The sequence below is a fragment of the Caldibacillus thermoamylovorans genome (assembly GCF_000751775.1).
Taxonomy (GTDB): domain Bacteria; phylum Bacillota; class Bacilli; order Bacillales; family Caldibacillaceae; genus Caldifermentibacillus; species Caldifermentibacillus hisashii.
The window spans coordinates 84,380-96,993 of the sequence record NZ_CCRF01000102.1 but is presented as its reverse complement, the minus strand read 5'-3'; the positions used below and the strand labels follow the sequence as shown (position 1 = coordinate 96,993).

The following is a 12,614-nucleotide window of genomic DNA, read 5'->3' as shown; positions in this document are numbered from 1 at the left end:
TATCAATTAACTTTTATACTTTAAAAAATAGCTTTCATCCATTTTTCGATCCAGTCGCTCCACCATTGATTTCGTAAATAAATCAATTTCAACGGCATACTTTGGTCGGTTTTTCACTTCAATAAAAATTTTCCCAATATATTCACCGACAGTTCCAAGGGCAATGAGTTGAAGAGAACCGAGTACCCAAAGGGAAAGGACAGTGCCATTCAAACCAAATATAGCATGGTTGAAAATAGTAAAGCTGCCTAAAAGTATACTGACAGAAAATAAGATGATTCCAAGTATCGTTATAAATCGGATGGGGCGTACACTAAATGAAGTAAGTCCGTCTAAAGCAAAGGAAATCATTTTTCTCAAAGGATATTTTGTCTTCCCGGCCAGCCGTTCTTTCCGGTCGTAAAATACTTTTGTGGATCGGAAACCAAGTAAAGGGAGAATCCCCCTTAAAAAGAGATTATTCTCCGGATAACGGGCTAACTCATCTAATGCACGTTTACTTAATAAGCGGAAATCGGCATGGTTATAAACAAGGTCAATACCTAACTTTTTCATCATGCGATAAAATCCTTGGGCGGTTGTTCGTTTAAAAAAGGAATCTGTGTCCCGCCGTTTCCGAACACCATAAACAATTTCGTAGCCTTCATGGTAATTTTTCATAAACTCTTTGATAACACCGACATCATCTTGCAAATCGGCATCAATGGAAATGGCACAATCACATTTTTCCCTTGCTTTTAAATAACCGGCCAAGAGCGCCTTTTGATGACCGACATTGCGGGCTAATTTAATCCCTGTCACAAACTGGTTCCGCACACTTTCCATGGCAATCATCATCCAGGTCCGATCTGTACTGCCATCATCGACAAAAAGAATTCGACTATGTTTTCCGATCAATTTTTCCTCACATAGCTCATTCATTAATCCGGTTAATTGTTTAATTGTTTCCGGCAAAACTTCCTCTTCATTAAAACAAGGTACGATGATTGTCAGCATTGGTAACCGTTTATCCACTTTAGATGTCCTCCTTAGCTGTTTCTTCCGGTAATGTTACGGCATATAAATAAATTTTCCAATACGATAAATCGTCCTCAAAACTTTTTACCAAAGCTAAATGATTTTCTGCAGCATTGTCAATCGGAACACTTGAAAAAAGGTAGCGTCCGCCCATTTCATAAAACACCGCTGTGTCCAAGTGTAAATTTGTAATCCGCTTTTTTGAGCTTTTCTTATAATCAAATTTTTTCCCTAGTTCATCGACAAAAATGTAGCACCGGCTGCCCCACTCATCAAAATAGCGTTGTAAGGTTTTATTTTTTTCCAGTTCATATCTTATTATTTTTCTAAACTGATATTTATATGTAAGCGGGTAAAAATTATTATATGTATCAAGGGTGTAAAAGCCGTTGTACTGAGCGACCGCCGGATGGAGTCCGATGCTGGCCACACGGTAAGAAGATTTAGGTTTACCGATATATTGATCGATGTCAGAAAAAAGCTTTTCGGCATAAAATTCCTCGAATGTCGGTGTATGGTGAATAAAACGATAATGAATTTCTTCATTGAAAGGAACGAGAACAATAATTTGTGCAACTACAGCTATCTTCACAAGCCGCCGCAAACCAATTTTCCATAAATATGAACACCCGATGGCAAAAGATAAATAAATGATCAATGGCCGCAAAAAATGAAATCGGGCAAAATTAAACGTGTTGAAAATATCATACCTTTGCTTCAACGGAATCCATAAATTGTTAAACCAAAGAGCGTACCAAAGAGAAAGCAAATAGTTTAGTACAAGTAAAAAAATAAATAATTTTTCTTTACGCCACTCTTTTCGATAAATCATTAGGATAAGTGCAATGAACAGAATCGGTATTATGACGATTGTATGTACGGTCATTACATGGGTGTGACCAAGCAAAAAATTTTTTAAGGACAATCGCAGAGACCGAAAAAAATCATGACGAGAAGAAATAAATTCGACGCGATGACTGATATCTTCACTGAAAATTGTTGAATAGACAAGTCGGTACTCAACGAAAAGAAAAACAGAACCCATGAAAGCAATGCTACCAAGAAATCGCCAGTTTATTTGTCTTGTTTTGAATAAGTCGTATAACCATAAAAAACTTACCGCAACCAAAAAAAAGAAAAAACCGAGCACAAGGCCGGAGTAAAAAGGGAGTAAACCAAGCGTTAACCACTCTTTCCATGTGTCTTTACCCGAGCGAATTTTTAAAAAAGCCCATAAAGCGAGCGGGTGCCCCAATGTACATAACATCCCGGATGGCCAAAACGGTGTTAGGGCAAAAGCAAGGGAAACACCGATTCGAATCATGCGCCCGTCGTCTGATTTGATGAAAAATTCTTTGAGCAACAAATACATCCCGAGAAAGGCAAAAACTCTGGTGATTGTTTGACTAAGGGCATAGGCGGTCATTGTTGGAAAAAGTGCGTGGAGCCAGACAATTCCGCTCCATTCTGAACCAAAGGCGTAGCGGGGCAAACCGTTAATCACTTGTGGAATAACGGCATTAACCGGTCCAAACATTTCCCCGCTGTTTACAAGTACTTTATACCAAGCAAGATTGGAATCGAGATTATCATGAACACGAATGTGTGCATGTTCACCAAGTAGAAACAGTGGAGCAACAAAGAGAAAAATACAAAGATAGGCGATGAAAAGTCCTCTCTTTTCCAAGGCGTAGTTAAAATCCATTGTAAATCCCTTCCTGAAAAGCGTATTCGTGAAATCAATCCCCTTTTACTATTCCCAACCGGCTTTTTCCTATACAGGATAAATATGGTTTAAGAGTAGAACGGGTGAGAAAGCCTTTTTTCGCTTCTTGATGTTCGCCAAAAAAATTTTCTTGTTGTGGCCCATTTTCGGAAGCTTTCCTTGTGCCGTTATACTTTGAATTTATTTTTTCAAAGCCCATAAAAAAAGATTGCCCCTTAGAGCTCCCTAAATTGGGGAGGGACAATCAGAATAAAACCTTAAAGAAACGAAAGGAATTTTGCCGTTTTAAGGGAAAACTAAGGCACAATCGTTACCGGGCATGGTGTTAGTTGCAAAACACCAATACTCACACTGCCGAGGACGGCGCTTTTTACCGGCCCCATACCGCGAGAGCCCATGACAATCTGATGCGCATTTAGTTCTTTTGCCAGTTTGGTGATTTCGACTTTTGGAATGCCAATGCGAACAATTTTCTCTACTTGCACATCTTCCTCACTTATCAATTCGGAGGCCTTTTCCAAAATTTCGTCAGCCATTTGTTGAAGATATTGTTGAATTTCCCCCTTTGCAATAAACCGTTGAATATTTGGAGTAAACAAATTTGGTTGGACATTTACGATTACAATTTCCCCATCCATTTCTTTGGCAATCTTTAAGGCAAATTGAAGCGCGTGATGTGAATGAATGGAATCATCAATCGGAACAATTATTTTTTTACTCATTTTGTCGGGGACTAGCCCTTCTCCCTCCCATCAAGTAAATTAAGGGCAAAAAGTTGCTCCCTACTGACAATATTCAACAAATTCTGCTGTAAACCCTTTTATTTCTCTAAAATTTCACAAAATCATCGAAATTTCCACAGTAGCAAAATGTTTTATTACAATAAATGAATATGATAAAATATTGAAGAATAGGTTAAAATTTATACATATAGTATCGACTAAAGGAGAAGTGATTGTACTTTTGGACAGTCTGTGGGTTTCAATTATTATTATTCTTATATTAATCCTTGCTAATGGAATATTTTCCATGACGGAGATTGCTATTGTAACATCAAGAAAAGCTAGACTGGAGAAACTGGAAGAGGACGGAAACAGGAAAGCGAAATATGCTTTAAAATTAGCCGAAAATCCGAATCAGTTACTGTCGACCATTCAAATCGGAATTACCTTAATCGGCGTCGTTACAGGTGCTTTTGGTGGTGCAACAATTGCAGAACAATTATCTGTTTATGTGGATAAAGTTGCATTTTTACATCCTTATAGTTATCAATTAAGTTTTATCCTTGTGATTGGGTTAACTACCTATTTGTCGTTGATCATCGGTGAACTTGTTCCAAAAAGATTAGGAATGTCAAATCCGGAAAAGGTGGCATTGCTTGTTGCCAAACCGATGTATTATTTTGCGAAAATTGGCAAACCGCTTATATGGACCTTAAGTAAATCTACCGAATTTGTATTAAAAGTATTAGGGGTAAAGCCGAAAAACCAACCGGATGTTACGGAGGAGGAAATTACCCAACTAATCGAACAAGGTGTATACAGCGGTGTAGTTGAGGAAATCGAACAGGATATGGTTGAACAGATTTTTTATTTGGGTGATAAACGGCTCGGCGATATTTTAACACCACGGACACAAATTGTATGGATTGATATTGAAAAACCGTTTGAAGAAAATATTAAGAGAATGAATGAAAGTAATCATTCCCGCTTTCCTGTGGGGAAGGGGAGTTTGGATAATTTCCTTGGAATTATTCATACAAAGGATGTATTTGCCAAGTTATCAGAAAATAAACCGTTCGACCTGTCAGAGTGCATCAAAGATACCATCGTATTGCCTGAACCGATGAAAGTTTTCCAAGCATTAGAAGCGTTGAAAAAATCTGGTCAGCATGAAGCGATTGTTATTGATGAATATGGCGGAATCGAAGGCTATGTAACCATTTATGATTTTATGGAAAATATTGTCGGGGACTTACCGCAAAATGAAGATGAGGAAGAACCGCAAATTGTCCAAAGAAGTGAAAATACATGGTTGGCGGACGGGTTAATTTCCATAGATCAATTTCGGCGCTACTTTGACTTGGAGGACGAGCCAAGTTTGCGTGGCGGTAACAATTTCCATACACTCGGCGGGTTTATAACGATGAGCCTCGGGGACATTCCAAAAATAAAAGATACAGTAGAAATTGAAGATTTAATTTTGGAAGTTGTCGATATGGACCATGTACGTGTCGATAAAGTACTAGTTACCAGAGTCGAGAAAGATGAAGATGAAGAAGAAGACGATTTTTAAATAAAAGGAACTTGGGTGCTCGGGTCTATAGGGACTCGTGACTCGGATTCCCTTGTGCCTAAACTGAATATTTAACTAGGTCGATTTAAACCCTTCTTAATGAGATAAAACCCATTCCAAAACAAGCGGAATGGGTTTATTTGTTATGTAAGAATAATTTTGCATGACAATCATAAAAATTGTTGCTCACAAAAAATTCAAAAATCATTTTCAAGTCCTCATAAATATAACATTATTTAAATTCACAACCAATATAATAAAATAAATTAATTGTTAAAGCAGTTTACAAGTAATAGTATAATAGTTTATAATATTTAAACATAACCTGCAGCCAAAATTATATTAATATAGCTTAATAACAGACTAGGAAATCTGAATACTGTATATGTTTTGATTAATTTTGGCCCAGTTGTTTTAACAATATTATATTGAGATAAAAGGGGGATCTATAATGAAAATCAAAAAATGGTCTCTACTATTTTTGGCCGGTATGTTGGTTGCTTTTCTTGCGGCATGTTCCGGTGATAAGGCAGAAGAGACAAAAGGAACGGCAGACAATAAATCAAATAGCGGGTCCGAAAAAGTTCTTAATTTCATCAATCCGGAAGCCATTCCATCTATGGACCCGGCACTTGCTACGGATGAATCTTCATTTGTTTATTTAGCAGCAACAATGGAAGGTTTATACCGCTTGGATAAGGACACGAAACCGGTACCCGGGATTGCCATTGATCATGAGGTTAGTCCGGACGGTTTAACTTGGACGTTCAAACTCCGAGATGATGCTGTTTGGGAAAATGGAGATCCGGTAACAGCAAATGATTTCGTATACGCTTGGAGACGTGCCGTTGATCCTGCGACCGGTTCTGAATATGGTCCATATATGATGAACGGGGTTATCAAAAATGCGACTGCAATCAGTAAAGGAGAAATGGCGCCTGATCAGTTAGGTGTAAGAGCAGAAGACGATTATACATTAATTGTAGAATTAGAAAATCCGACACCTTATTTTGAATCATTAACGACTTTTGGAACATTCTTGCCACTAAATCAAAAATTTGTTGAAGAACAAGGCGATAAATTTGCAACAAGCTCTGATACTTTACTGGCAAATGGTCCATATACAATTAAAGATTGGAAAAGCACAAGCAACTCATGGAATCTAGTAAAAAATGATAAATATTGGGATGCGAAAACTGTAAAAATGGATAAACTTACATTCAAGGTTGTGAAAGATCCGCAAACGGCAGTAAATCTATATGAAGAAAATTCCGTTGACCGGGTAGACTTAACATCCGACCTCGTTGACCAATATACTTCAAATGATGACTATACAGTAACGCCGGATACATTTGTCTATTTTATTAAGTTCAACCAAACAAAAAGTGAAGCCTTAGCCAATACAAATATTCGTGCAGCAATCAGCAGAGCATTTGATAAAAAAGCGCTGGTTGAAGAAATCCTTAACAATGGATCCATTGTTGCTAACGGACTTGTTCCAAAAGACTTCACACCAATGCCGGATTCCGGTAAAGATTTCCGGGAAGTGAGCGGCGACTTGATGAAATATGATTTGGATGCCGCAAAACAATTCTGGGCAAAAGGTTTAGAGGAACTCGGAACAGACAAAGTGGAATTAGAATTGTTGGCAGATGATGATGCAACAACAAAAATTATGGTGGAATATATTGCCAATCAGCTAGAAACAAATTTGGAAGGCTTAACGGTTAAAATTAAGCAAGTACCGAAAGAACAACGGCTTGATTTAGATACAAATATGGATTATCAAATGCAAGTTTCCAGATGGGGTCCGGACTTCCTTGATCCGTACACATATATGAATTTATGGACAACAGATAGCGGTAATAACTGGATGGGTTATTCAAATCCAAAATATGATGAACTGGTTAAAGCGACCGTAACAACGCTGGCAACTGACAATGATGCCCGCTATCAAAATTTCTTGGAAGCTGAAAAAATTCTATTTGAAGATGCAGCAATTGCACCAATCTATCAAGCTTCAAGAGCACAATTAATTTCACCGCGAGTAAAAGGCGTTTTCATCAATCCATTTGGTGCCACATATGAATACAAATGGGCAGATGTAGCCGAATAAAATTGTGAAAAAAGGTTTCTAAGCCATGTGCTTAGAAACCTTTTTTGTGCCCGGCACTGCGGCAAAATCGGGTCTGGAGTTTTAATAATGGGCTCTTGCTGTTGAATAACGGGAGGTTGCTGTTGAATCCGCGGGGTGTACTGTTGAATTACCTGATTTTACTGTTGAATAAGATGGGTGTATTGTAGAATTTTCCAATTTTACTGATGAATTCATGCCGGTTTACTGTAGAATTTTTTCTATTTACTGTTGAATTACGAGGAGTCACCGTTGAATAACGGGGGGTAGTTGTTGAATTTGCGTGGTGAACTGTAGAATTCCCTAATTTAATATATAATTTTTTCATACCCTATTTGATAGTTTATACTATCTTATAAAATGTTAAAAATATAAAAAAGAGACTAAGACTCAAAACTTTTCAAAAGGAGAGCACTATCTCATTTTATTTGATGGGTTTAAAAAATTTAATTTTTAAAATGTTTTAGTTGTTTAAGCTCTTTATCAAAAAAGAAAATAATTCCAACGAATACGATCCATAGTCCAGAAAATGTAAAAACAATTGAAACATTAGTATATTCAGCTAGGATTCCTCCTAATAATGTGGACAAAGGAATTAATATAGAGGATAAACTGTAAGTAACACCTTCTATTCTTCCTCTGTACTTGTCCTCAACCAGAACTATCTTTAGTGATGAGAAGATGATATTACCCAATACTAAAAAGAAACAGTAAAAAAAGAATATTATATAACCTACAATCATTAATGAAGTTACGGAGAGAAACGCCATTAAGATTCCTGCTATTATCCAAGAAACAAAAAGACCCTTTCCAGGGGAAATTAGTTTATTAAAATATTTTATGGATAATCCCCCTATTATGCTTCCCAGGGCACCGAATATTTGTAATATTCCATACTCAGTAGGTCCCCCTTTAAATTGCTCATTAACAAGTATAATATATAGTGGACCTACTAAAGAAGATATATTTATAAGTAATACTAATAGAACAAGTTTACCCATTGTTCTATGTCGTAAAATAAATTTGATACCATCAATTAAATCTTTTTTATAGTTCCCTTTATATTGATTAGTTTCTACAAAGCCTGTTATATTTTGATCTTTATCTAATCTTTTTATTTTTAAATGACTGATGAGCAGGGAAGCAATAAAAAATGTGATTGAATCAAATAAAATACTTCCAGCAAACCCCAATATTCCAATTAGCAAACCACTTATTGAATTTCCAATAATATCAGATATTTGGTTTACTGAAACGATTAAACCATTGACCTGTGGTATTTTTTCTTTTTGAACTATTTTTCCTAAAGTTCGATTCTTGGCTGGCATAATAAATGTGTTGATAGAATTTAACAGGAAAACGGAACTATATATAACGAAATCCCTATATTCAAGAATTATATAACCAAGAACGAATAATATACATATTAGTCCCGATGCGAAATAAGACCATAACAATACCCTATTTGGAGTATGGCGATCCACGAAAGTCCCTGCAAATGGACTAATAAAGATAGATGTTAAATGCCAAAGCACACCAATGATTGATGTACTTATGGCTGATTGAGTTTCTTGATAAATAAACCACATGATCGTGATATTAAATACTGTATCACCAATTGATGAAACGCCAATACTGCTTATTAATAAGTTCCTATTATCCAGAATCTTGTTTAAGGATAACTTTTTCATTGGCTCACCTTAATCTATTATAGAAGTGATTTAGCCCGCGCATTAACGAGGGGAACGCAGTATATTTTCTTTTTGTGTCATTTACTATTTGTTTTCTATCCTGCTGAATTTAGCATCTCCCTTAGCTGCTTTAATTCTAATTCAATTTCTTCAAGCAGTTTTTCCGAATAGGCGACATTGCCGTTTTTGCCGAGCGACTCCAGTTTTTCCATATCCCCTTGAATACGGATATAATCACTTTTCAATTCTTCAATTCTTCTTTCTATTTCGTTTCTATTCATTGCCATCCACCTTTCACCATTTGAAAACCATAATAACACAACGATCAAAATTTATAAAAAATTTCGAGGGACGAACTTTTAGGCGAGAGCAGAGCTGTAAAAAATTTGCTTCTGGATTCACGTTAACCTTGAACGCCTTTTTACTATTTTTTATAAAAATCCATACCAAAAATCACTAACTACAATTATTCAACTCCCAATGCATGAAGGTAGTCATATAAACTTTCTTCCACACATTTTGCAACGAATGTTACAAATGGCTTTGTTCGTCTATGAACACTAGCTTCTTCTAAAGTTTCATAATACACCAACCGATTTTCCGGTTTTGATTTGATGATAGCCGGTGGATACCCGTTCTGCATTAAAATAAAATTCATTAACAACCGAGCTGTCCGACCATTCCCATCAATGTCCGACAGTTAAACCTTCAAGAACAATTTTCGTTTCTAATAAGGTTAACGTATTTTCCTTCAATCGCATTGGAATGATAGGTCCACTCCACCCGATAAACCTCACGCAATTTTTCAGCAAGTGCAGGGTCAAGTGGTCCATGTTCATCCAATTTCTTTTTCAATTCATACACTCGAACAAAGTCCATACCATCACCCCTGTACGTCCTTTACTTTTCGTATATTATACCATTATTCTTTTTCTGCCATTGCTATTAAAAACCTTTAAATGTCCACATTTTATTTTTGATGATCCTTGAAGTAAAAAAAGAATGTTTTTAGAACATACGTATGCTTAAAATATAAAATTCACCGCATCAAGTAGGAAATTATAATTTCTGAACGTATAAAAAAACCTTCCTTCAATATGGATGAGAGGTTGAAGGAAGGGTATGGCTAGGCACCTTTTTATTTTTTGTGCGTATGGAAGTTTGTAATTGGTACCGGGGCTACATTTAAATTGTATAGGTGGCTATTCTAATATTGTTCTTGTGGTATCTTTTCCAACATGGTTCCGGTTTTTGCTAGATTGACGTGCCATGAGAAGGCTTTTTCCAAAATATGCGGTGTTTGACCACCATTAGCCAGTGCCTCATGATAATAATCAAGTAACTGTTGTTTATACATTGGATGCGCACAATTCTCAATAATAAGCGGTGCCCGTTCAGTCGGTGCCAGCCCACGCAAGTCAGCATAACCTTGTTCGGTAATGATGACATCAACATCATGTTCCGTATGGTCTACATGAGAAACAAACGGAACAATACTGGATATGTTTCCACCTTTTGCAATCGACTTGGTGACAAAAATAGCCAGTCTTGCATTACGGGCAAAGTCTCCGGAACCGCCAATCCCGTTCATCATTTTTGAACCCGATACATGGGTTGAATTGACATTCCCATAAATATCGACTTCCAGAGCCGTATTAACAGAAATGAGCCCGAGTCTGCGAATAATTTCCGGATGATTAGAAATTTCCTGTGGGCGTAATATCAATTTATCTCGGTATTTATCAAAATTTTGAAAAACCTTTTTGCCCTTTTCTTCAGATAATGTAATGGAACAAGCTGAGGCAAATGTAACCTTGCCCGCATCGATCAAGTCAAATACAGCGTCCTGTAATACTTCCGAGTAAACTTCAAGATCAGTGAATTCTGAATCTAACATGCCGTGCAGAACTGCGTTAGCTACCGAACCGATGCCCGATTGAAGCGGTGCCAATTTTTTTGTCAAACGTCCTGCTTCAATTTCTTTCCGTAAAAATATTAATAAGTGATTGGCCATGATTTTTGTTTCTTCATCAGGCGGAACAATGGTAGATGGGGAGTCAGCAAGCTTTGTTACCACAATCCCCTTAATTTTGGACAAATCCACCCGTATGCCGATCGAACCAATTCGGTCAGTTGCTTTTGTCAACGGAATTGGCAATCTTTCCCCCTGTTTTCCGACACTGTATATGTCATGGACACCAATTAATTCCTTGGGTGCGGTTTCATTTAACTCAACAATCACATGATCTGCTTTTTCTGCAAAAATCGTTGAGTTACCAACCGATGTTGTCGGTATAATCATCCCGTCACCGGTAATCGCGACGGCTTCAATAATTGCATAATCGACTTTTGGTAAAACATCAGACCGTATCAGTTCGGCTGTATGAGATAAATGTTGGTCAACAAACAATAATTCCCCTTGATTAATCTTGGTTCGCATCATTTTATCGGCTTGGAACGGCAATCTTTTTAAAATCATTCCGTTTTCCGCCATCAATGTATCAACATCAGAACCCAATGAAGCACCGGTGTAAACGTTTACTTTAAGCGGCTCCTGTTTAGCTCTTTCAACCAAGGCGTGTGGAACCGCTTTAGCATCACCGGCACGAGTAAACCCACTTAACCCCAAAGTCATCCCGTTTTCAATCCAAGTAGCCGCTTCTTCCGCAGAAACAACCCGATCTTGGAGAAACTCAGGAACCGCACGATAACCTTTCTCCATTTGTATCCCCTCTTTGCATAGTTTGAATATATTTTATTTGGATGAGAGGGGTTTTTCCTTATCACTTGAATAAAACAACTATATTCATTATTAAAACAGTATTATTTGGCGTGGAAAGGTGAAAGTGCTTTCTCTATCTCTAGAACATAAATTGTTTTCGGAAGTAACTGGCATAAGATTGGCTGACAGGAATGCGATCTCCGTTATTCATAATGAGTAAAAACGTTGAATGAAAATCCGGTTGAATTTCTGCGATAGCCCGCACATTCACAATAAAAGACCGATGGCATCGAATGAAATATTCACTTGGTAATAAATATTCAATTTCTGAAAGGTTAAACTTATGGTACCCTTGAATCTGTTCTGTGACAATTTTTGCTTTTCGATTTTCCGCCTCTAAATAAAGAATATCGGATACGGCAACCGGATACCAGCAATCCTCATTTTTCACGGTAAAAAATGCAGGTAATGAATAATTTTTCCGCATCGGAAAAATGGCAGTAACACAATTTACCGGTTTTCCGTTATTAAAAATGGGCACCGACAATCCAAAGTATGAAACGCCAAATACGCTGCTATCAATATATGAAAATATACTTCTTCTTAAAGAAAATGCCTTATACGTCGCACTGCCTTGCTTTACTTGATCCCCCGGTTTAATTTGCAAATCAATGACAGGACTCGGCTTATAATAAATAAAAGTACGCGAATCGGCAATGGCAATCGAGGTATCTTCCGGAAAAACTTCCGAAAACGTATCCAACAAATGTGTTGTTGAAATTTGATTCACGTTCATTTCCCCCATTAATTTAAAATTTTTTAAAACCATGCTGGAAAGTACCCACTGAAAAGCGCAAATCCATAAGCCAACTTGTTAAAAAACCTAAACTACATTTCCCCTACGATCATATTGTGTAAGTTTTTCAGTGACCTCCTTACATGACAAATAAAATGCCCCTTTGCCTGATTTATAGGTGTGGTTCTCTAAAACATATGGTAAGAAATTAGAAAATAAGAAATAGACTAGGA

10 protein-coding genes and 1 pseudogene are annotated in these 12,614 nt (G+C 37.0%); 2 read left to right on the top strand and 9 right to left on the bottom strand.

Annotation, left to right across the window (positions count from 1 at the left end; all coding sequences use genetic code 11):
• Nucleotides 1–6: 6 nt before the first annotated feature.
• From BT1A1_RS16765 to BT1A1_RS16750, 4 genes are all read right to left on the bottom strand, one after another.
• Nucleotides 7–1,014: a glycosyltransferase family 2 protein gene (locus tag BT1A1_RS16765; RefSeq protein ID WP_034773402.1), complete on the bottom strand. Its 1,008-nt coding sequence runs from the start codon at nucleotides 1,012–1,014 to the stop codon at nucleotides 7–9.
• Between the two features lies 1 nt (nucleotide 1,015).
• Nucleotides 1,016–2,722: a DUF6044 family protein gene (locus BT1A1_RS16760; RefSeq protein ID WP_051989209.1), complete on the bottom strand. Its 1,707-nt coding sequence runs from the start codon at nucleotides 2,720–2,722 to the stop codon at nucleotides 1,016–1,018.
• Nucleotides 2,723–2,756: 34 nt separating this feature from the next.
• Complete coding sequence (locus tag BT1A1_RS16755) at nucleotides 2,757–2,942, bottom strand: hypothetical protein (RefSeq protein WP_034773400.1); 186 nt, start codon at nucleotides 2,940–2,942, stop codon at nucleotides 2,757–2,759.
• Nucleotides 2,943–3,039: 97 nt separating this feature from the next.
• Nucleotides 3,040–3,465, bottom strand: coding sequence for a universal stress protein (locus BT1A1_RS16750; RefSeq protein ID WP_034773398.1), 426 nt, complete (start codon nucleotides 3,463–3,465; stop codon nucleotides 3,040–3,042).
• Between the two features lie 241 nt (nucleotides 3,466–3,706).
• Between BT1A1_RS16750 and BT1A1_RS16745 the strand changes: the two genes are divergently transcribed.
• Together BT1A1_RS16745 and BT1A1_RS16740 are read left to right on the top strand one after the other, a co-directional pair.
• Complete coding sequence (locus BT1A1_RS16745; RefSeq protein WP_162835731.1) at nucleotides 3,707–5,038, top strand: hemolysin family protein; 1,332 nt, start codon at nucleotides 3,707–3,709, stop codon at nucleotides 5,036–5,038.
• Nucleotides 5,039–5,489: 451 nt separating this feature from the next.
• On the top strand, nucleotides 5,490–7,154 hold the full coding sequence (locus BT1A1_RS16740; RefSeq protein ID WP_034773395.1) for a peptide ABC transporter substrate-binding protein: 1,665 nt from the start codon (nucleotides 5,490–5,492) through the stop codon (nucleotides 7,152–7,154).
• 464 nt (nucleotides 7,155–7,618) lie between these two features.
• Here BT1A1_RS16740 and BT1A1_RS16735 read toward each other — a convergent pair whose 3' ends face one another.
• From BT1A1_RS16735 to BT1A1_RS16715, 5 genes and pseudogenes are all read right to left on the bottom strand, one after another.
• A complete protein-coding gene (locus tag BT1A1_RS16735; protein ID WP_034773393.1) occupies nucleotides 7,619–8,863 on the bottom strand; it encodes an MFS transporter in 1,245 nt (414 codons plus the stop codon).
• A 95-nt stretch (nucleotides 8,864–8,958) separates the two neighbouring features.
• Nucleotides 8,959–9,144: an SE1832 family protein gene (locus tag BT1A1_RS16730; RefSeq protein WP_034773391.1), complete on the bottom strand. Its 186-nt coding sequence runs from the start codon at nucleotides 9,142–9,144 to the stop codon at nucleotides 8,959–8,961.
• A gap of 185 nt (nucleotides 9,145–9,329) precedes the next feature.
• A pseudogene (locus BT1A1_RS18300) lies at nucleotides 9,330–9,742 on the bottom strand (hypothetical protein).
• A gap of 328 nt (nucleotides 9,743–10,070) precedes the next feature.
• Entirely contained in the window at nucleotides 10,071–11,585 is a 1,515-nt protein-coding gene (locus tag BT1A1_RS16720) for an acetyl-CoA hydrolase/transferase family protein (protein ID WP_034773386.1), read from the bottom strand.
• A gap of 139 nt (nucleotides 11,586–11,724) precedes the next feature.
• Nucleotides 11,725–12,381: a LytTR family DNA-binding domain-containing protein gene (locus BT1A1_RS16715; protein WP_034773466.1), complete on the bottom strand. Its 657-nt coding sequence runs from the start codon at nucleotides 12,379–12,381 to the stop codon at nucleotides 11,725–11,727.
• Nucleotides 12,382–12,614 lie beyond the last annotated feature (233 nt).

Bases quoted from the DNA above. Each gene is read 5' to 3' on its own strand.
- BT1A1_RS16730 (WP_034773391.1), bottom strand. From the start codon at position 9,144: ATGAATAGAAACGAAATAGAAAGAAGAATTGAAGAATTGAAAAGTGAT.
- BT1A1_RS16715 (WP_034773466.1), bottom strand. From the start codon at position 12,381: ATGAACGTGAATCAAATTTCAACAACACATTTGTTGGATACGTTTTCG.
- BT1A1_RS16740 (WP_034773395.1), top strand. From the start codon at position 5,490: ATGAAAATCAAAAAATGGTCTCTACTATTTTTGGCCGGTATGTTGGTT.
- BT1A1_RS16735 (WP_034773393.1), bottom strand. From the start codon at position 8,863: ATGAAAAAGTTATCCTTAAACAAGATTCTGGATAATAGGAACTTATTA.
- BT1A1_RS16720 (WP_034773386.1), bottom strand. From the start codon at position 11,585: ATGGAGAAAGGTTATCGTGCGGTTCCTGAGTTTCTCCAAGATCGGGTT.
- BT1A1_RS16760 (WP_051989209.1), bottom strand. From the start codon at position 2,722: ATGGATTTTAACTACGCCTTGGAAAAGAGAGGACTTTTCATCGCCTAT.
- BT1A1_RS16750 (WP_034773398.1), bottom strand. From the start codon at position 3,465: ATGAGTAAAAAAATAATTGTTCCGATTGATGATTCCATTCATTCACAT.
- BT1A1_RS16755 (WP_034773400.1), bottom strand. From the start codon at position 2,942: ATGGGCTTTGAAAAAATAAATTCAAAGTATAACGGCACAAGGAAAGCT.